A 20,593-nucleotide genomic window follows, 5' to 3' on the forward strand; every position below is an offset into this window, starting at 1 on the left:
ATGGAATGGCAGGCCGCACTTGCCCTGATGCTGGGCAGTCTGTTCGCGCTGATGCTGGTCGGGGTGCCGGTCGCGTTTGCGTTTCTCGGGGTGAATCTGCTCGGGGCCTGGGTCTTTCTCGGCGGCGAGGCGGGGCTCGGCCAGCTGGTGCGCAACTCGGTGGGTTCGATCAGCAGTTTCTCGCTGACCCCGATTCCGCTCTTCGTGCTGATGGGCGAGGTGCTGTTCCATACCGGCCTGGCCTATCGTGCGATCGAGGCGATCGAGCGCCTGATCGCCCGCGTGCCGGGACGACTGTCGCTGGTGTCGGTGCTCGGTGGCACCACCTTTGCCGCGCTGTCGGGCTCGACCATCGCCAACACCGCGATGATGGGCGGCACCCTGTTGCCGGAGATGCTGCGTCGCGGCTATCACCCGACCCTGGCGATGGGCCCGATCATGGCGGTCGGCGGCATCGCGATGCTGATTCCGCCCTCGGCACTGGCGGTGATGCTCGGCAGCCTCGCGGGGATCTCGATCGCGCAGCTGCTGATCGGCGGCATCCTGCCCGGCCTGATCATGGCGATCGGCTTTCTCGGTTACGTGATCCTGCGTTGCCGTGCCAATCCGGATCTCGCGCCCGCCGACGAGAGCCTGCAGGCGTTCACCGGCTGGGCCAAATGGTGGCCGTTCGTGCGCGACGTGGTGCCGCTGCTCGGCATCTTCGTCGCCGTGGTCGGCAGCATGCTCGCCGGCTGGGCCTCGCCGACCGAGTCGGCCGCGATCGGTGCGCTCGCCTCGGTGGTGGCGACCGCGGCCTATCGCGTGCTGAGCGCGCACGGCCTGTACAAGGCCTTGATCGAGACCGCGCGGATCTCGGTGATCATCCTGTTCGTGCTGGTGGCCTCGACCACCTTCTCGCAGCTGCTCAGCTTTTCGGGTGCCACTACCGGCCTGCTCGGCCTGATCACCGAACTCGAACTGTCGCCGCTGATGCTGGTGTTCGGCATGTTGCTGCTGTTGCTGGTGCTGGGCTGCGTGATCGACCAGGTGAGCATGATGATGATCACGCTGCCCTTCTTCATGCCGCTGGCCAACGCCGCCGGCATCGATCCGGTGTGGCTCGGCGTGATGATGCTGATCGCGATGGAGATGGGCCTGCTCACACCGCCCTTCGGCCTGCTGCTGATGGTCATGCAGAGCGTCGCGCCGGCGCACATCCGGCTGCAGCAGATCTACGCGTCCGCAGTGCCCTTTCTCGCGATCGAACTGGTCGTGCTGGGCCTGATCGTTTCCATCCCCTGGCTCGCCGTCGGCCTGCCGCGTCTGATGGGCTGAAGTCTTCACCCGTACCCAACCCCACGGAGAAACAAGATGCAGAAATCAACCGGAAAGCTCGCCGCGGGCGTATTCCTCGCCCTCGCCATGTCTGGCGCACAAGGCGCCGAGATCACCCTCAAGGCGGTCACCGCCTTCGGCAAGGACACCTTCTTCTCGCAGCGCTTCAATGCCTTTGTCGCCAAGGTCAATGCCGAGGGCAAGGGGATCATGAAGATCCAGGTGGTCGGCGGCCCCGAGTCGATGCCGCCGTTCGAAGTCGGCAATGCGGTGCGCGCCGGGGTGGTGGACCTGTCCAACAGCACAGGCGTGTTTCATGCCAACCTGGTGCCCGAGGCGCTGGCAATGACCCTGGCGGAGAAACCGATGGCCGAGATCCGTGCCAATGGCGGCTACGCGCTGCTCGACCGGATCCACCGCGAAAAGGCCAACATGGTGTGGCTGGGCCGGGTGTCGGATGGCCTCGAATACCACATCTATACCAACAAGAAGCCCGCCGGCAGCGACTTCTCCGGCTTCAAGCTGCGCAGCGTGCCGGTGTACCGCGCCTTCTTCCAGGCGGTGGGTGCCGCCCCGCTGCAAGTGCCGCCGGGTGAGGTGTATACCGCGCTCGAGCGCGGCGTGGTCGATGGCTACGGCTGGCCGTCGATCGGCGTGTTCGACCTCGGCTGGCAGGAGAAGACGAAGTACCGCGTGGAGCCCGGTTTCTACAATGTCGAGGTCAGCTTCTTCATGAACCAGAACACCTGGAAGAAGCTCGATGCCGGCCAGCGTGCCTTCCTCGACAAGCAGATCGCCTGGGCCGAAGCGCTGACCGCCGAGGACCTGAAGACTGCCGGGGAAGAGAAGGCGCGCCAGGCCAAGGCCGGGATCGAAACCGTCGCGCTGCCGGCCGAGCAGGTCAACCTGTTCCGCGCCCAGGCCTACGAGGCGGGCTGGAAGGGGGTCGAGCAGGCCAGTCCGCAGTACGGCGCCCAGCTCAAGGCGCTGTTCAGCAACGGCCGCTGAACTAAGTCTCCAGCACCCGGTTGCGCACCTCCGGCAGGAACAGCAGGCCGATGATCGTCGCCATGATCAACAGGCCTGCCGGATACCACAGCCCGCCCAGGCTGTCGCCGGCGCGCACGCTGAGCCAGGTCACCATGAACGGTGACATGCCGCCGATCCAGCCCGCCGAAAGGTTGTGGGGCAGGGCCACCGCGGAGTAGCGGGTGCGGGCGGGGAAGAGTTCGGCGAGAGTGGCGGTCTGCGGGCCGGTGATGCAGGCCAGCGCCACCACCAGCACCAGCAGCAGGCCGACGATCGCGGCGTGGTTGATGGTGGCCGGGTCGGCCTGCTCGGGCCGGCCGGCGGCGATCAGGGCGGCGCTCACCTGGTCCGGATGGAAGCCTTCCACGGTCTCGGATCCGATCCGTACCGCGAGCGCGCCTTCCTCGTGTTGGTGCAGCACGCCCAGGCGGGCGAACAGGTCCTGATAGCGTTCGCAGTCGTTGCGCACGCCGGTGAAGGGGTCGTAGTGGCAGGCCTCGCCACTGAGCATCACCGGCACCTCGCGGTTGAAGCGCTCCAGCGCCGGATTGCCGTAGGCGAGCAGGCCGTGGAACACCGGCAGCACCGCCATGCTGCCGAGGATCAGTCCGCCGAGCAGCACCGGGCGGCGGCCGATGCGGTCGGACAGCCAGCCGCACCAGATGGTCAGCGGAAACAGCACGATCGTGGCGATCATCACCAGCGTGCTCGCGGTGCGGGCGTCGATCTTGACCACGTTCTTCAGGAACACCGTGGTGTAGACCTGGGACGAAAAGAACAGCAGCGAGCCACCGGCCGAGATGCAGAAGAACAGCAGCGCCATGCGGCCCAGCGTGTGGCGGTCGGTGAAGCACTCGCGCAGCGGCGTCTTCGACAGCCCGTTGCGCGCGCGCAGCTGGCTGAACACCGGCGACTCGTGCAGGTTGAGCCGGCTCTTGATCGAGATCGCCAGCAGCACGATGGAAATCAGGAAGGGCACCCGCCAGCCCCATTCGCGGAACTCGGCATCCGACAGCAGGTACTGCAGCGCGACGATCTGCAGCATCGAGGCGAGCATGCCCAGCGGCCCCATCAGCTGCAGCACGCTGGTATAGATGCCGCGCCGTTCTGCCGGCGCATGCTCGGTCAGGTAGACCGCCGCCCCGCCGATCTCACCGCCCACCGACAGGCCCTGCAGCATGCGCAGCACGAGCAGCAGGATGGGGGCGGCGATGCCGATCTGGGCGTAGGTCGGCAGCAGGCCGACGAGGAAGGTGGACAGCCCCATGATGATGATGGTGACGAGGAAGATCGTGCGCCGTCCGTAGCGGTCGCCGAGCGAGCCGAACAGCGCGGCACCGAGCGGGCGCACGATCATGCCCACGCCGAAGGTCCCCAGGCTCGCCAGCAGCGCGGTCACCGGATCGTCCGGCGGGAAGAACAGCACGCTGAAATAGGTCGCCAGGGTGGCAAAGGTGAGGAAGTCGTACCATTCGAGAAAAGTGCCGAAGCAGGCGGCGACGGCGACCTTGCGCTGGATGGTGCGGACGTGTGCGGTGTCGGACATGGGGCGGGATCAGTATGCTCGGTGCCCGGGGCGGATGCACCCGGTCGCGCATTATCCCGGAATCGAGGCCGGGTGCAGCGTCGACGAATGCGACCGCCAGGGAAGTTCCGGCGGCCGGCATTGAGAACGCGCAGCGCTAACTCAGGGTCGCATCCGCGAGCCTGACCCCGAACCCGATGAAAAGCCCTCCGACCCCGCCGGTTGCAGTGGCCGACAGCCGACGCCGGCGCCGGAACTGTCGGGCCAGATGGGCGCCGCCGAAAATCAGCGCCGACAGATAGAGCGCGCTGCACAGCTGGACGATCACGCCGAGGATGGTGAAGGACAGCACCGGGTGAGCGTAGCCCGGGTCGACGAACTGGATGAAGAAGGAAACGAAGAACAGGATCGCCTTCGGGTTCATCAGGCTGATCAGCAGTGCGGTACGGAACGGGCGCGAGGCATCGCGGACCGGCTGTCCGGCGTCGCCGGCCTTGACTTTGCCCTGCCACATCGCGATCGCCGCCCGCAGCAGGCCGATCCCCATCCAGGCCAGATAGGCCGCCCCGGCGTACTTGATCGCCATGAACAGCTCCGGTGTCGCCTTCAGCAGGGAGGTTGCGCCGGAGGCGGAAAGCACCATCAGGATCAGGTCGCCGAGAAAGATGCCGCACGCCCCGCGGTAGCCGGCACCCACGCCCCAGCGCGAGGCCACCGCCATCACGTAGAGGGAGTTCGGTCCCGGCAGCAACACGATCAGGACGGTGCCGAGAATGAAGGTGGTGATGTCGCTGATGCCGTAAAACATGGTGTAGTCCTGGCGCGGGTCGAAGGCGGAGGTCGCGGGCAGGGCCGCCCCGCGCGCCCGCCATGTTACCAAGGTGCGGGGTGGTTGCGGAGGGTCGATCGCATTCGACCGTGCCCGTCCGTCATGGGCCGTTTCAGCCCCAGGGCGGCGCGAACCGCCCATCTGCAGCGCGTGCGGAAATAGTGCCGGGTTGCGCTACCCTGAGCACTGATACATTCTTTAGGCGTGGATGGCGAGGATGCGATGATCGTTGTGGCAGCCGTCAGCGGCGATTTCCGGTTGCGCCGATTGCCTGTCGAGGTGCCGGCCGAACCTTGGCAGGCGCCGTGCCGGCCGACCCGGGCCGGTGCAGGGGGTGGTCGACGATCCGCTCCGGCGCCTGGCACGGTCGCCGCGCCGGCCACGCGCACGCCGGCCTGAGATCCTCATGCAATCCGCCCCGACCATGCCCACCACCCACCCCCGCCGATCCGGCCGGCAGTTCGTACGCATGGCGCGCGACTACTGGAACGGCGAGCGCAAGTGGGTGGTGCGCGGTGCGGTGCTGCTGCTGGTCGTGCTCACGGTGGCGCAGGTAGCGCTGGCGATCTGGGTGAGTTACTGGCACCGCGAACTGTTCGATGCCCTCGAAGCGCGCTCGCTGGCCGAACTGCTGCGGCTGGTGATGACCTTCGTGCTGATCTTTGCGCTGACCATGGCGGTCACTGCGCTGCACATGCACATCAAGCGCTGGCTGCAACTCGACTGGCGACGATGGATGACCAGCCTGCTGCTCGATCAGTGGATGGACCATGCCCATCACTATCGTCTGCAATATACCGTCGGCGAACATGACAACCCCGACGGCCGCATCGCCGAGGACATCCGGATCGCCACCGAGGCGGCGATCGGGCTGGCGCATTCGCTGCTGTTCTCACTGCTGGTGCTCGGAAGTTTCATCGAGATCCTGCTCAGCGTCTCCGGTAGCGCAACCCTGCCCGGTACCTCGATTGCGGTGCCAGGCTACCTGGTGCTGATGGCTTTTCTGTACGCCGGCGTGGGCACCGTGTTCGGCCTGATGCTCGGGCGCCCGCTGATCCGCACCACCAACAGGCTGCAATCGGTCGAAGCCAACCTGCGCTTTGGTCTGGCGCGGGCGCGCGAGCATTCGGAAGCGATCGCGCTGCTGCATGGCGAGCCGTCCGAGCGGCGCAATGCCGACCGCCTGTTCGCCGACGTCGGCCGCGGCTGGAATCGGCAGACCCTGGCCTATCTCGGCATCGTCTCCTTCTCCACCGGCTACGGTGCCTTGCTGCCGGTGTTTCCGATCCTGATCGCTGCGCCGCAATACATCGCCGGGGCGATGAGTCTGGGGCTGCTGATGCAGGCGGCGCAGGCCTTTCAGCGGTTGACCTCGGCGCTGTCGTGGCCGATCGACAACCTGGGCGAGATCGCCCGCTGCCGCGCCTCGATCGAGCGCATCGTGACCCTGCACGAGGACATGCAGGTGCTCGAGCAAGAAGACCGCGAACACGGCCACGGCGAACTCCGCATCGAGCGCCACCAGTCGGGCCGCCCCGAACTCGACATCCGCGGCCTCCGACTGGCTTCGCCCTCCGGTCAGATTCTGCTCGACGGATTCAACCTGCGCGTCCGTCACGGCGAGCGCATCCTGATCACCGGCGATCCGGCGGTAACGGTCAGTCTGTTCAAGGCGGTGGCGGGGCTGTGGCCGTGGGGACACGGCGAGATCAATCTGCCGGCGGGGCGCGACATGATGTTCATCCCGCAGCGTCCCTTCCTGCCCGAAGGCACGCTGCGCGCCGTGCTGAGCTACCCGCAGGATGCCGTGAACTACAGCACCGCCTGCCTGCACCGGGCCATGGAATGTGCCGGCATTGCATGGCTCACGCCGCGCCTGGACGACTACGAGGACTGGAGCCGGGCGCTGCCGCTCCGTGCGCAGCAGCGTCTCGGCATCGCCCGCCTGTTCCTGCAGCAGCCGGGCTGGGTGTTCATCGAGGAGGCGACCGATGCGTTCGATTCGAAGGACGAGGTCGACACCATCGAGTTGCTGCACCATGAACTGCCCAGCTCGACCTTGTTGAACATCAGCCGCCACAACGGCGTGGATCACTTCTACGACCGCAAGCTCAGCCTCAACCGGCAGCGCGGGCAACAAGCGACGGCCGCCCGTGGCGAGCCGACCGTGCTACCGGAAGTGTGACGGCAGCCAGCCCCGCTCGACGCAGTCGCGGAAACACCACGCCGGTGTGGTCTCGGTCTTGTAGCTCCAGAAAAACCAGCCGAAGAGCTTCTCGAAGGCGAGGATCTGCGCCGCCGCGTAGCCCCGGCTGGCGACATCCTGCTGGAATGCGTCCATGTGCTCCAGTGCGTGGTTGTAGGGCCCTTCGGCCCACAAGGACACCACCCGCAGGTCCAGCCCCAGGCTCCATTCGCCACACACCGCGGGCAGGCCGAGCGCGGCATTGATCGAGTCCGCCTCGTCGCGCCATTCGCCGCCCGCCTTGTGCAGGTGACCATAGATGTCGGTGTCGATGTCGCGGCGGTCGAAGCACTGGTAGCGGTGGTAGTCGTAGATCACGTTCTGCCACAACGGCGGCTGCATGAAACCGAGAAATTCGCGATAGGAGCGGAAACCGTCGTGGAACACGACCGCCACCCGGTCCGGCGGACAGTGCTTGCGGATGCGGTCGTAGGCGGCGAGGTAGTAGGCCTTGAGGTAGTCGGTGGGCACGTCCCAGCGCGGTTCGTTCAACACCTCGATCGCGTGCAGCGCGGGGTGGGACCGGTAGCGTTCGGCCAGGCGCTCGAGCACCGACAGCGAGTGCTCGAGGTATTCGGGGCGGGTGTGCCATTCGACCACGCCCATGATGCCGCCGTTGTCGAAGCCGTTCTGGCAGCCGGGCGCGGCATGCAGGTCGAGCATGACCCGCAGGCCGAGCTTCGCCGCCCAGTCCAGCGCGCGGTCGAGGACATCGATGCCGCCGGTGACGAAGGGGTGGCGGTTGTCGCCGTACTTGGGATGATAGGGATAGTCCGGGCCGAAGATCCAGTGCCCCACCGGGATGCGCACCGCATTGAGCCCGCGCTCGGCGATCCAGGCGAAATCCTCGTAGGTGACGAAGCTGTTCCAGTGGCGGCGCAGCCTGTCGGTGGCCGCCGGACCGAGTTCGGCGCACCAGGTGGTCTCGTCGGTGGCCTCCAGGCCGTCGAACAGGCTGGGCACCATCCACCGCTCCAGCAGCAGCCAGCTGCCCAGGTTGACGCCACGCAATTTGACTCCCGTCGCTTCCATTTTTCACCTCCCCGGGTGCTTGTCGGTCCGCCTCGCAGCGGGCGCGGCCAGGGTCAAAGATTACGCCTGTCGCGCCCTTTTTGCGCGCTCGCCGGGCCTACAATCGGTCGTGTCCGGCATGACGACAGGAAACCCGATGATGGGACGAGAATGGTGGCGCGACGCGGTGGTGTATCAGCTCTACCCGCGCAGTTTCCTCGACACCAACGGCGATGGCATCGGCGACCTGCCCGGCATCCTCGCCCGGCTCGACTACCTGCAGTGGCTGGGTATCGACGTGATCTGGCTGTGTCCCATATTCCAGTCGCCGAACGACGACAACGGCTACGACATCAGCGACTACCAGGCGATCATGGCGGAGTTCGGCACCATGGCCGATTTCGACCGCCTGCTGGCCGAGGTCCATCGCCGCGGCATGCGCCTGATCCTCGATCTGGTGATGAACCACACCAGCGACGAGCATCCCTGGTTCGTCGAGTCGCGGGCTTCGCGTGCCAACCCGCGCCGCGACTGGTATGTCTGGCGCGATGGGCGCAACGGCCGGCCGCCGAACAACTGGGAGAGCGTCTTCAAGGGCCCGGCGTGGACCTGGGATGCGCGCACCGGGCAGTATTTCCTGCATTTGTTCACCGCGCGCCAGCCCGATCTGAACTGGGACAATCCGGCGGTTCGCGCCGCATTCCACGACATGGTGCGCTGGTGGCTGGACAAGGGCGTCGACGGTTTCCGCATCGATGCCATCACCCACCTGAAAAAGGTCCCCCGTCTGCCTGACGCACCCAATCCGCAGGGACTGGAGCAGGTTCCCGGGCACGCCTTCAACATGGGGGTCGAGGGGGTGCTCGACTATGTCGACGAACTCGCGCGCGCCGCGTGGCGCGATCGCGACATCATGACCGTGGGCGAAGCCAACGGCGTGTCGGCACGTCAGGCCGAGGCCTGGGTCGGGACCACGCGCGGCCGGCTATCGATGATCCTGCAGTTCGAGCACTGGCACCTGTGGTCGGGCAACCCGCGCGCGGGGCTGGACGTGCGCGCCCTGAAGAAGATCTTCGCGCGCTGGCAGAACGCGCTCGAGGGCCGCGGCTGGAATGCGCTCTACCTCGAGAACCACGATCAGCCGCGCGTAGTGTCGCGTTGGGGCGACCCGGTCCGCTATCGTTACGAGAGCGCGACCGCGCTGGCGGCGATGTACTTCCTGATGCAGGGCACGCCCTTCATCTACCAGGGGCAGGAACTGGGCATGGCCAATGCCCGGTTCGAGCAGCTGAGCGACTTCGACGACGTGTTTGCAAAGAACCGGATCGCCCGGATGCGTGCCGCCGGCATGGGCGATTCCGAGATCCTGGCCGAGATGGCGCTGACCGCGCGCGACAACGCCCGTACGCCGATGCCATGGAACGACGGCCCCAACGCGGGGTTCACCACCGGCAAGCCGTGGCTGCTGCTCAACCCCGATTACCCCGAGACCAACGTCGCCCGCCAGCAAAGCGAGCCGCGGTCGGTGCTGAACTTCTACCGCGAACTCATCGCCCTTCGCCGCACCCATCCGGCGCTGGTGCATGGCCGCTATCGGATGCTGCTGAAGGACCATCCGCAGCTGTGCGTCCATACCCGCGACCTCGATGGCGCCACGTTCATGATCATCTGCAATCTGAGCGCTCGGGACGCGCGTTACCGGCATCGCGGCTTCGCGCTGCGCCACGACCAATTGGTGCTGGCGAACCACGACGTGGCCCCGCATCCGGACATCAACGCCTGCAAGCTGCGGCCGTTCGAGGCGCGGGTCTATCGCATCGCCTGAGCGCCTCCGGCACGCCTCGTCGACCAGGGCGCCCTCCGCCACGAGTCGCTGGTGGAGGGCTCTTCCGGTTGCACGGTGCCGGCCGAGCGGTCAGGCGTCTTCGAGGATCAGCACGATCAGTTCTTTCGGCCCGTGCGCGCCGTAGGCCAGGGTTTGCTGGATGTCGGCGGTTTTCGACGGACCCGACACCAGCAGCGCGTTGGTCGGCAGGCCCTCCGCCCAGCGCTGCGCCTGCAGCACCTGGTAGAGGTTGTCGTGGATCTCGCTCGCCTTGAGCAGCGCGATGTGCAACGGCGGCACCAGGCTCATCAGCCGCGGTTCGGCCGGGGTCGGCCACAGGATCAGGCTGCCGGTGGCGGCGATTCCGCCCAGGGTGCCGGTCAGGCTCGCCGGGGTCGCGAAGAAGAGTTCCTCCTTCCACGCCTCCACCGGCTTGTCGTAGGCCTTGAGCCGGATGGTGCCGGCGTGCAGTGCCTGGTAGCCGGCAAACTGCTGACCGTGCGCGGTCTCCGGCGAGATCAGCAGTTCGTCGATGGCGCGCTCGGCGAGCGCTTCGGCGACCAGCGCCGGCCAGCCGGCGGCGGTGGTGAGGTGGGTCTCCCCGTGCACCGCCTCGAGCAGTTCGCGCAGGCGCGCAATGCGCTGCTCCGGCGCGTAGGACCATGGCTCGGTGACCAGAGCCTGGTCGTAGCTGTCGGCCAGCGGCGTGGTGCCGGCGAGGCTGGCGCGGAGCTTGGCGAGGATCTTGTCCCTGGCGCTCATCATTCGTCTCCCAGGTGGTCGCGGGCCATTTCGTGCAGCGTGCGCGTGGCCGGTTTGGGGGCGCTGCGATGCTCGGTCCAGGGACCGATCTTCGCCGGCATCAGCCCGCCCAGCCGGGTCGCGGCGAGACCGAGGGCGCGATAGAGGCGGGGCGAGGTGTTGAGCGTACGCCACACCTTCCACACCGCGCGCTCGGTGCGCGAATACTTGCTGCCCTGGCCGCGCATGTGATGCGGTTCCGCGTCGGGCGAACGCACGTTCTCCTCGCGCAGGCGGCGCAGGATGGCAGGGATCGGAATCTTCACCGGGCACACTTCGCCGCACGCGCCGCACAGCGACGAGGCGCTGGGCAGATCCTGCGTTTCTTCGAGGCCGAGCATGTGCGGGGTGATGATCTTGCCGATCGGGCCCGGATATACGGTGCCGTAGGCGTGACCGCCGATCCGGGTATACACCGGGCAGTGGTTCATGCACGCGCCGCAGCGGATGCAGTTCAGGGTCTGGCGCAGCTCGCCGTCGGCAAAGGCCTGGCTGCGGCCGTTGTCGAGCAGCACCAGGTGCACCTCCTGCGGGCCGTCGAGTTCCTCGGCCTTGCGCGGGCCGGAGACCACGTTCACGTAAGTGGTGATCGGCTGCCCGGTCGCGGAGCGGGTCAGCAGCGACAGTAGCGGCACCACGTCGCGCAGGTTCTCGACCACCTTCTCGATCCCGGTCACCGCGATGTGCACCGGCGGCACCGTGGTCGACATGCGGCCATTGCCTTCGTTTTCGACCAACAGCAGCGAGCCGGTTTCGGCAATCGCGAAGTTGACTCCGGACACGCCGATGTCGGCCTCGAAAAACTTGCGTCGCAGGGTTTCGCGCCCGATCTGGATCAGGCGGTCGACGTCCTCGGTGTAATCGACCTCGAGCTTGTCGTGGAACAGCGCGGCGACCTGGCCGGCGTTGAGGTGGATCGCCGGCATGATGATGTGTGAGGGCTTCTCCTTGCCGAGCTGGACGATGAACTCGCCCATGTCGGATTCCAGGCAATCGACGCCATAGCCTTCGAGGTAATGGTTCATCTCCATTTCCTCGCTGACCATGGACTTGCCCTTGATCACCTGTTTCGCCTCGTGCGCGCGGACGATGTCATGGACGATGGCGTTGGCCTCATCCACGGTCTCGGCCCAGTGCACCCTGACCCCGTTGCGGGTCAGGTTGGTCTCGAGACGCTCGAGCAGTTCGGGCAGTTTGGACAGCGCGCGGGCGCGCACCGCGTTGCCGAAGGTGCGCAGGCGCTCCATCTCGTCGCCGTCGGGAAACTGCGCCGCGCGCTTGGCCATCAGGAAGTCCATCGCGCCGCGGAAGTTCTTGCGCAGCTGGGCGTCATGGACCGCGTCGTGCGCGCGACGCTTGAAACTGACCGGGATCGCGGGCGTATCGGCCGCTGCGCTCATGATTGTTCTCCCGTCGTCTCGCCGCCCGAGCGCCGCAGCAGGAAGCTGGCGAGGTGTTCGCCGCGCAGCGTGTCCTGCTGCTTCTCGAATGCGCCGTTGATGTTGAGCAGACAGCCGCAGTCGGCGCTCACCACTTCCGCCGCACCCGAATCGACCAGGGCCGCAGTCTTGTCGCGCACCATGGCGCCGGAGATGTCGGGCATGCGTACGCTGAAGGCGCCGCCGAAGCCGCAGCATTCGCTCTCGTGATCGTGGTCGACGCGCTCGACCTGCCCGAGCTGCGCGAGCAGCGCGCGGCCGTGCACATGGGTATTCATCTCGCGCCGCGCCGAACAGGACGTATGCAGCGCCACCTTGACCGGCGCGCCGCTGTCGTGGAGCCGGATGCGGCACACTTCGAGCAGGAATTCGGCCAGCTCGAAGGTGCGCTCGGACAAGGACGCGACCTCTTTCAGCGTGTCCGGTTCGTCGCGGAACAGGTCGAAATAGTGATGGCGGAACATCCCCGCACAGGAACCCGAGGGCACCACCACCGGCCAGTCGCCGCCGAACAGTGCCAGTTGCGCCCTCGCCACCTCGCGCGCCTCGTCGGTGTAGCCCGAGGTGTAGGCCGGCTGGCCGCAGCAGCTCTGGCCCTGCGGGAAATGCACGCGGATGCCCTCGCGCTCGAGCAGGCGGATCGCATCCATGCCCGCATCGGGAAAGAACAGGTCGAGCACACAGGTGCCGAACAGGTAGACGTCGCCCGGCTTCTGGTCCGGATAGCGTCGCGGCGGCGCGGGCGTCGGGGCCACGCGGGTGGCGTTGGCGGCGTCGGCCGCGGGGAGGTGGCTCATGGGCGTTGTCTCCGTCTGTCTATTGTCTTTGGGCCGGCACCGCCGCCGGGGGCGCCGGCCGCCGTGGCGGGCACACCGCGACCAGCCCCGCATGCACGGGGCCGCCGATTTCTTGTCCGCCAATGATGCGCCTGATCGTCACGTGCCGACCAGTGGATCGCTCACGCCGAACACGTTGACCGCGAGCAGCGCGATGATGCCGGTGGCAAGCACGTAGTACAGCGTCGGCCAGAAGGTCTTGCGCAGGGTCGCGCCTTCGCGTCCGAGCAGGCCGACGGTGGCCGAGGCGGCGACCACATTGTGGATCGCGACCATGTTGCCGGCAGCCGCGCCGATCGCCTGCACCGCCACGATCAGCGCGCCGGAGATGCCCAGGCTGGTGGCGACGCCGAACTGGAACTGGCTCAGCATCATGTTGCTCACCGTGTTCGAGCCGGCGATGAAGGCGCCCAATGCACCGACGCTCGGTGCCAGCAGCGGGTAGATGTTGCCCACGCTGTCGGCCACCCACTGCGCCATCGCGATCGGCATGCTCGGCAGCGCCCCGGCATTGACCCCGGAGTTGATCAGGATGCGCACCATCGGCACGGTGAACAGCAGCACGAAGCCGGCGCCGAGCAGCACCCGGGAGGATTCGTTTACCGCCTTGACCAGCGAGCGCGCATGCATCCGGTGCAGGAACACGGTGGCGATCACCACCGTCACCAGGATGCCGCCGGGCAGGTAGAGCGGCATGAAGTCGGCCTTGATGCCCTTCTCGCCGAGGATGTCGGGGAACACCATCACCACCGACTTGAGTGCACTGCCGACTTCGGGGAACACGCGGCTGATCACCAGCAGCGCACCGACCAGCACATACGGCAGCCAGGCGCGCAGGGCGCTGATCTGCTGATGCCGCGGCAGCTGGTCGAGTTTCATCTCGACCGTGCCCAGCCACTCGGCCGGCCAGTCCTTCGGGTCGGCGAAATCCCACTTCGTCTTCGGCACCAGGAAGCCGTAATGCGCGGCCGTGGTCACGATTGCGAGGCCCACCAGGCCGCCGAGCAACGACGGAAATTCCGGTCCTAGGAAGACGCCGGTCGCGGCATAGGGCAGGGTGAAGGCGAGGCCGCCGAAGATCGCGAACGGCAGCACCTCGAAGCCGGCCTTCCAGCTTTTCTCCTTGCCGAAGAAGCGGGTCAGCATCAGGACCATGATCAGCGGGATCGCGGTGCCGACGATGGCGTGGATGATCGCCACGTTGCTGGTGATGAGCTGCAGGAACGCCGGCCAGCTCGAACCCTGCTCGACCAGCTGCGCGCCGATCGTCGCCGTATCCAGCCCGCTATTGACGCCGATGATGATCGGCGTGCCGACCGCACCGAACGACACCGGCGTGCTCTGCACCAGCATGCCCAGCATCACCGCGGCCATCGCCGGAAAGCCGATCGCCACCAGCAGCGGCGCGGCGATCGCGGCCGGGGTGCCGAAGCCCGAGGCGCCCTCGATGAAGCAGCCGAACAGCCACGCGATGATGATCGCCTGGATCCGGCGATCGGGACTGATGGTCGCGAAGCCGCTGCGAATCGCGCTGATCCCGCCCGAGTACTTGAGCGTGTTGAGCAGCAGGATGGCGCCGAAGATGATCCACAGCACCCCGACGGTGATCACCAGTCCCTGCAGGGTCGAGGCCAGGATGCGGTTGAAGCTCATGTCCCAGGCGAGCAGTCCGATTGCCGCCGTGACCAGATAGACGGCCGGCATCGCATGCTTGGCCGGCCAGCGCAGGCCGACGAGAAGGATGGCGGCGAGAAGGATCGGTGAGAACGCCAGGAGGGCGAGGGTACCTGCTTGCATCGCGGGCACTCCGCTCAGGATCGCGCTCGAGGCGCGCTAGGGGTGGGGATCGGGTGCGGCGAAACAGTCATCTTCGGTCTCCTTGGCTTGATCTGGCGTCTCGAACTGGTCTAAAGTGGTAAGACCAATTGACAATTTGATGGCTTAGGCTAGAAGAGCGCATCAGGGCTGTCAATTGTTTTGATCAATTAATTCGATGCCTGGATTAAGCGGGCGTCCGTGTTGCGATGTACGCTCACGATGAATGGATAGCCGCGCCGCGATCCGCGGGAGAGGCGCGAAGGCGCTGCGGACCGTCGTGTGCGGGTGAAAGGGGAGAACGTCAATGAAGCCGGGTCAAGTGCAGCAGCGTCGCCTGTCCGACGATATCGTCGAGCGGCTGGAAAGCATGATTCTGGAGGGCACGCTGGCGGCCGGCGAACGTCTGCCCGCCGAGCGTGCGCTTGCGGAGGAGTTCGGCGTGTCGCGGCCGTCGCTGCGCGAGGCGATCCAGAAGATGGGTGCGCGTGGTCTGCTGATAAGCCGTCACGGTGGCGGCACCTTCGTTGCCGACGCGCTCGGCTCGTCGTTTCGCGATCCGCTGCTCGAACTACTGGAAAAGCACCCCGAGGCCCAGCGCGACCTGATCGAGTTCCGGCATACGCTCGAGGGCTCGTGCGCCTACTATGCCGCGCTGCGCGCCACCGCGCCGGACCGCGAGCGCCTGACCGCGGCGTTCGACCGCCTCGCCGAATGCTATGCGCGCGAGGGCAAGGTCAGCCGGGCCGAGGAGGGCACTGCCGATGCACATTTCCATCTCGCGATCGCCGAGGCCAGCCACAACGCGGTATTGCTGCACACCATCCGCAGCCTGTTCGAACTGCTCAAGCGCAACGTGGTGACCAACATCGGCGGCATGTATCCGCAAAGCAGCGAGGTGCGGGGCATGTTGATGCAGCAGCATGCGGACCTGTATCGCGCGATCATGGACGGGCGAGCCGACGATGCCCGTCATTGCGCCAGCGACCATCTCGACTACGTGGCGAAGGTGCTCACCGACGCGCAGGGCGAACTGACCCGCACCGCCCGCGCCCGCCGCCGTCAGGCCATGGCCTGAACCCGGGTCGAGCGCATTGCCCGCCGATTCCCGGCGGGCGAGCTTCGGCACCGCGACCGCGCCGCCGTCGGGCTGGCCCGCCACCGTGCTCAGTCGCGGCGCACCGCGACGCCGGCGCCCGGTGCCTGCCATACCCCACGGTCGACGGCGCGACTGCCCTCGAACACCAGCCAGCTCTGGCCACCATAGTGCGGCAGGGGGCGGAGCAAGGCCTGCATCGAGTCGAGGTCGCGTACCGAAATCACCGCAACCGGCGTGCCGGTGGTGCGCATCACCGTCCACACCTGCGCGCTGCCACCCAGCCCGGGCGTGGCCGGCCGTGGCGGCAGGCCGGCCCGCGCGAGCGCCGCATCGACCGCAGCATGCAGCCCGACGATCAGCACCGGACCGTGGTCACGGTCCACGCTGTCGGCTCCAATCTCCTGCGGCGGACGTTCGAAGATGCGTTGCGCCAGCGTCCGCGCGGCCACGCCGACGCCCCCGGTAGCGGGGCGCGTGCTGCCGTTCCGCTCCGGGTGTCCGTCGAACGGCGGTTCGGCGATCACCATGCGCGGCGCACGTGCGGTCATCCACAGGCGCAGGATGGGGGGCAGCTGGTCGGCGGCGAGCGTGCGCCACAGGCGCAGTTCGGGGTCGAGCCGCACGCTCTCGGGGATCGATGCCACATCGAGGGTGAGCTGTTGGCGCACGTCCTGCAGTTCGATCTGCCGGGTCTCGCGGCGGTCGGCGAAAACGAGCTCCAGCGGCACCCGCAGCGCATACGGCGGAGCGGCCTGGGCGAGGTCCAGCATGAGGCGGGCCTGCGCACCGCGGGTCGTCGCGCGCGCCCGTTCGATGCGCACTGTCGGCCCCCCCGCGCGCTCCAGCCATTGAGCGAAGAATGCGCCCAGGTCGCGCCCCGATGAACGCTCGAACGCGGCGCGCAGCTCATGCCAGCCGGCCACGCCGAACCGGTGGCGGTCCCAGAACGCGCGGATCCCGTGCCCGAAGGCGTCTTCGCCGATCAGGTCGCGCAGCATCACGAACAGCATTGCCGACTTGCCATAGCCCACCGCCGCCGCCGCGCCATGGGTGCGCGAGCGGAAGGCCGCGAGCGCCTGCTGGTCGGCGGCCGGCACCGCGGCGAAATCGCGCAGCCAGCCGAGGCGCATCTCGCGCGCTGCCGCGGCCGACTCATCCTCCTTGTAGGCGTAGTCGGCCATGAAGGTGGTCAGTCCTTCCGACCAGTTGCCGCTCGCATAGTCGACGAACACGCCGTTGCCCCACCAGTTGTGCAAGACCTCGTGACCGAGCGAGGTGGCGCGGATGAAGGGCAGTTTCAGCACCTCGGCGCCGATGTAGGTCAGCGTCGGCATGCCGAAACCGGTGGGCAGCGGGCTGGCGACGATCGAGAAACCGTCGAACGGGTAGGGCCCGATGGTCCGGCTGTAGCGCTCGATATAGCGCCGGCTGTCGTCGAGGTAGGCGGTCGCGAGACCGTCGATGGCGTCGAGATCGGCGCTGAAGTAGGTGCGCAGCCGCAGCGGCGCGCCGTTCGCGCGCGGGGCGAGTTGTTCGCGGATCTGCCACGGGCCGGCCATCAGATCGATGCCGTCGGCCGGCCGGTCGAACTCGAAGCTCGCCCGGTAGCGTCCGCTGGCGGCCTCGGGTGAGCTCTCGGCCACCAGTCGTCCGGCGACCAGTGCGCGTTGCGTGGCCGGCACCGACAGCGTGACGCGGTAAGTGAACAAGGCTCCCGGTTGTGGATACCAGGCCCCGCCCGCGGGCAGGAAGCTGCCTTCGGCCGCGGCCATCGGCATCAGCCGGCGCAGCACGTCGCGATGGTCGAGGCTGCGGTCGAGCGCGGGCAGGGTTCCGCCATAGGTCAGCCGTAGCGGCCCGGGCGCAGGCAGCCTGACCCGCCAGCCGCGGAGCACGCCGTCGCCCCCGGCGGGCCTTGCGGCCAGCGCCCGACCGTCGAAGCTTGCCGCGGTGACGGCGAGCGACTCGTGCAGCGCGAAACGGAAGTCCGTGGTCTCCGGCCGAACCGTTGCCACCGCGCTGAACTTGCGCGTCGCGGGGTCGAGCTCGATGTCGAGCTCGATCGAGGGCAAGGGTGCCGCGCGTGCGGGCAGCGCCGCGACCCATGCCAACAGGAACACCACGGCCAGCGTGACAAGCCCACGGCATGGCGGGCGATCAGCCGTGCACCGGGCGATCATGACTTCGCCGGAAACTTGATCACCAGCTCCAGCGTTTCCGCGCCACGCCTGACCTTGAGCGGCAACCAGGTGCCGGCCGGCTGGCCGCGGATCGAGGCGACCAGCGCGGTCACCTTATGCGCCGGGGTGCCGGCCACCTCGACAATGAGGTCGTTGATGCGCAGGCCGGTCGTGTCGGCAAGACCGCCGGCGGTCACCTCGGCCACGCGCACGCCGTCCCGGTGCGCGTCGAGGCCGATGCCCAGACGCGGTGGCGGTGGCGGCACCGCGGGCTGGTCAGGCACGGCGAACACGGCATCGGCCAGTCCGGCTGGGATCTCGGTGCATGGGGTGGCGGCAGACAGCGGCAACAGGGTCCCGATCCGGGGGACCCCGAGCGCGCGCAACTGGTGCGGTACGCCATGGCCGAAGCGGATGTGCCCGCTCCCCATGATGCCGACGACGAGCGGCCTTTCGGCGCCGTCGCGGGCCGGGTTGGTCAGCGGACGCGCCAGCGCTTCGGCCATCGCGCGGTCCCACAGCAGTTGCGCATCGACGAAGTTGCGGAATGCGGCGTCGCTCCGGCGCGGTTTCGCGGCACCCTTGCCGCGCATGTCGACATGCTCGCTGTGGATGGCAAAGAGGAAGTCGAGGTAGGCGGCAGCAGGTTCCGCTGCACTACCCACCCCCTCGCGCTCGGCCGCGGGGATGGCGGCCCAGCCGTGGGCGGAAATCGCGCGGATCAACTGCTGGTCCACGTTGAGCGCCACCATCGGGATGCGGTTCAGGCGGGCAAACTGGAACAGCGGCAGATAGAGCTCGGCCGGCATGGTCCACACCGTGTCCCACTCGGCCTGCTCGAGAAAGCGGGCTTCGCTCAAGTCCCCTGCGACCCAGCGATCGAGCACCGGCTGCAGGCGACGCGGGAACATCTCGAAGCCGATCACCATGTCCGGCCGTTGCGCATGCAGGGCCGCAAGGGTCTGCAACTGCCAGCGGTGATGGTCGGCATCGTCATGCTGTTCGCCCAGCAACACCACGTCGCGGCTGGCCATGGCGGCGAAGACCGCGGGCGCCCGGTCCGGGCGCGGCGTTGCGGTGTCCGGCACCGCCCAGGCGGCAGGCGCAAGACAGGCCGGCGGCCCGCTGTCCACCACCCCCGGAGCCTCGCGCGACAGGGCCGCGCTGCCGATGCCGAGCCCTGAGCAGGCTGCCAGCACCATCCAGACCGATTTTGCATTCATGATGGAGACGCCAGGTTGATGAAACCAGTAGAGCATCCGCCCCGATCCGAGTTCCGGAAGGACCGAAATGCCCACTCGGGGCGGCCCTGCGGTGTGTCGCAGCCGTTATCCGATGCGGTTTCAGGTCACACACCCCCCCGCGTCGGCGCGAGCCGCTACAATCGCAAGCCAGGTCCGGCAGGCTGCCCGACCCACTCCCGATATCCGCCGCACTTGTGCCGGAGACGGACGAGGCGGCCCCGCACAATCACAAGGAGATGACCATGCCCGCATTACGACCCGATGTCGATCCCGACGGCCTGCTCGAATACTCGGTGGTGTATACCGATCGATCGCTGAACCACATGTCGCAAGCCTTCCAGGGGGTGATGCGCGATATTTCGGCGATCCTGAAGCGGGTCTATCACGCCCATGCGGTCGCCATCGTGCCCGGTAGCGGCACCTTCGGCATGGAGGCGGTGGCGCGCCAGTTTGCCACCGGCAAGCGCACCCTGGTGATTCGCAACGGATGGTTCAGTTATCGGTGGACGCAGATCTTCGACATGGGACTCATCCCCGCCGAGTCGGTGGTGCTCAAGGCGCGACCCGCAGCGTCCGGACCGCAGGCCCCCTACGCCCCCGCGCCGATCGAGGATGTGGTCGCGGCGATTCACCACCATCGTCCGGACGTGGTGTTCGCGCCCCACGTCGAGACCTCGTCGGGAATCATCCTGCCCGACGACTACATCCGCGCGGTCACCGAAGCGGTGCATGCGGTAGGCGGGCTGTTCGTGCTCGACTGCATCGCATCCGGCGCAATCTGGGTGGATATGGCTGCCAACGGCGTGGATATCCTGATCAGCGCGCCGCAGAAGGGATGGACGGCGTCGCCGTGCTGCGCGATGGTGATGTTCAGCCCGCTCGCCCGCGAGCGCATCGACGCGACCGCCAGCACCAGCTTCGCGTGCGATCTGAAGAAATGGCTGCAGATCATGGAGACCTACGAGGGCGGCGCCCATGCCTACCACGCCACCATGCCCACCGATGCGCTCACCCGCTTGCGTGACGTGATGAAGGAAACCGAGGCCTATGGCTTCGACAAGGTCCGTGCGGAGCAGGAGGAACTCGGCGTCCGGGTGCGTGCGCTGCTCGAAGGTCGCGGCATCCGCAGCGTCGCCGCAGACGGCTTCAAGGCGCCCGGCGTGGTGGTTAGCTACACCGAGGACGACGGCATCCGCAGTGGCAGCAAGTTCATTGCCGCCGGTGTGCAGTCGGCCGCGGGGGTCCCGTTGCAGTGCGACGAACCGGAGGACTTCAAGACCTTCCGTCTCGGCCTGTTCGGGCTCGACAAACTGCACGCCGTCGAGCGCACCGTGGCCAGCCTGCAGAAGGCGCTCGACCAGGTACTGTAGGCGGCAGCGCCGACGGCGCGCGGCCAAT

The 20,593-nt window shown here is 67.5% G+C and carries 15 protein-coding genes; 6 read left to right on the plus strand and 9 right to left on the minus strand.

Annotated features, from left to right (window positions below; genetic code table 11):
• Both AC3A35_RS05245 and dctP read left to right on the plus strand, forming a co-directional pair.
• Positions 1-1,317: a TRAP transporter large permease gene (locus tag AC3A35_RS05245; RefSeq protein ID WP_487434862.1), complete on the plus strand. Its 1,317-nt coding sequence runs from the start codon at positions 1-3 to the stop codon at positions 1,315-1,317.
• Between the two features lie 36 nt (positions 1,318-1,353).
• Complete coding sequence (dctP, locus tag AC3A35_RS05250; protein ID WP_487434863.1) at positions 1,354-2,325, plus strand: TRAP transporter substrate-binding protein DctP; 972 nt, start codon at positions 1,354-1,356, stop codon at positions 2,323-2,325.
• 1 nt (position 2,326) lies between these two features.
• On the opposite strand, the gene AC3A35_RS05255 is transcribed toward dctP, so the two are convergent.
• Together AC3A35_RS05255 and leuE are read right to left on the minus strand one after the other, a co-directional pair.
• Positions 2,327-3,892 carry an MFS transporter gene (locus tag AC3A35_RS05255; RefSeq protein WP_487434864.1) on the minus strand — a complete coding sequence of 522 codons (1,566 nt, stop codon included), beginning with the start codon at positions 3,890-3,892 and terminating at the stop codon, positions 2,327-2,329.
• A gap of 136 nt (positions 3,893-4,028) precedes the next feature.
• On the minus strand, positions 4,029-4,679 hold the full coding sequence (gene leuE, locus AC3A35_RS05260; protein ID WP_487434865.1) for a leucine efflux protein LeuE: 651 nt from the start codon (positions 4,677-4,679) through the stop codon (positions 4,029-4,031).
• A gap of 427 nt (positions 4,680-5,106) precedes the next feature.
• Here leuE and AC3A35_RS05265 point away from each other — a divergent pair, with 427 nt between their 5' ends.
• Complete coding sequence (locus tag AC3A35_RS05265; RefSeq protein WP_487434866.1) at positions 5,107-6,885, plus strand: ABC transporter ATP-binding protein/permease; 1,779 nt, start codon at positions 5,107-5,109, stop codon at positions 6,883-6,885.
• Here the strand turns inward: AC3A35_RS05265 and AC3A35_RS05270 are convergent.
• A complete protein-coding gene (locus tag AC3A35_RS05270) occupies positions 6,871-7,977 on the minus strand; it encodes a glycoside hydrolase family 5 protein (protein ID WP_487434867.1) in 1,107 nt (368 codons plus the stop codon). The genes AC3A35_RS05265 and AC3A35_RS05270 overlap by 15 nt on opposite strands.
• Before the next feature lie 139 nt (positions 7,978-8,116).
• Between AC3A35_RS05270 and AC3A35_RS05275 the strand changes: the two genes are divergently transcribed.
• The gene (locus AC3A35_RS05275; protein ID WP_487435369.1) at positions 8,117-9,781 is read left to right on the plus strand and encodes a glycoside hydrolase family 13 protein; all 1,665 of its coding nucleotides are present in this window, start codon (positions 8,117-8,119) and stop codon (positions 9,779-9,781) included.
• A gap of 90 nt (positions 9,782-9,871) precedes the next feature.
• Here AC3A35_RS05275 and AC3A35_RS05280 read toward each other — a convergent pair whose 3' ends face one another.
• The 4 genes from AC3A35_RS05280 to AC3A35_RS05295 form a co-directional block, all read right to left on the minus strand.
• Positions 9,872-10,543, minus strand: coding sequence for a LutC/YkgG family protein (locus AC3A35_RS05280; protein ID WP_487434868.1), 672 nt, complete (start codon positions 10,541-10,543; stop codon positions 9,872-9,874).
• Positions 10,543-11,982, minus strand: coding sequence for a LutB/LldF family L-lactate oxidation iron-sulfur protein (locus tag AC3A35_RS05285; RefSeq protein ID WP_487434869.1), 1,440 nt, complete (start codon positions 11,980-11,982; stop codon positions 10,543-10,545). The genes AC3A35_RS05280 and AC3A35_RS05285 overlap by 1 nt, the downstream gene beginning before the upstream one ends.
• Positions 11,979-12,818 carry a (Fe-S)-binding protein gene (locus AC3A35_RS05290; RefSeq protein WP_487434870.1) on the minus strand — a complete coding sequence of 280 codons (840 nt, stop codon included), beginning with the start codon at positions 12,816-12,818 and terminating at the stop codon, positions 11,979-11,981. Before AC3A35_RS05290 ends, AC3A35_RS05285 begins: the two co-directional genes overlap by 4 nt.
• A 138-nt stretch (positions 12,819-12,956) precedes the next feature.
• A complete protein-coding gene (locus tag AC3A35_RS05295; RefSeq protein ID WP_487434871.1) occupies positions 12,957-14,654 on the minus strand; it encodes an L-lactate permease in 1,698 nt (565 codons plus the stop codon).
• A gap of 325 nt (positions 14,655-14,979) precedes the next feature.
• On the opposite strand from AC3A35_RS05295, the gene AC3A35_RS05300 reads away from it, so the two are divergent.
• Entirely contained in the window at positions 14,980-15,750 is a 771-nt protein-coding gene (locus tag AC3A35_RS05300) for a GntR family transcriptional regulator (RefSeq protein WP_487434872.1), read from the plus strand.
• A gap of 89 nt (positions 15,751-15,839) precedes the next feature.
• Here the strand turns inward: AC3A35_RS05300 and AC3A35_RS05305 are convergent, their stop codons facing one another.
• Positions 15,840-17,951, minus strand: coding sequence for a M1 family metallopeptidase (locus tag AC3A35_RS05305; protein WP_487434873.1), 2,112 nt, complete (start codon positions 17,949-17,951; stop codon positions 15,840-15,842).
• Positions 17,948-19,174, minus strand: coding sequence for a ChaN family lipoprotein (locus tag AC3A35_RS05310; protein ID WP_487434874.1), 1,227 nt, complete (start codon positions 19,172-19,174; stop codon positions 17,948-17,950). Before AC3A35_RS05310 ends, AC3A35_RS05305 begins: the two co-directional genes overlap by 4 nt.
• 263 nt (positions 19,175-19,437) lie before the next feature.
• Here AC3A35_RS05310 and AC3A35_RS05315 point away from each other — a divergent pair, with 263 nt between their 5' ends.
• Positions 19,438-20,565 carry an aminotransferase class V-fold PLP-dependent enzyme gene (locus tag AC3A35_RS05315; RefSeq protein ID WP_487434875.1) on the plus strand — a complete coding sequence of 376 codons (1,128 nt, stop codon included), beginning with the start codon at positions 19,438-19,440 and terminating at the stop codon, positions 20,563-20,565.
• The last annotated feature ends 28 nt before the right edge of the window (positions 20,566-20,593 follow it).

The sequence above is a fragment of the Azoarcus sp. Soil_N_20 genome (assembly GCF_057656155.1).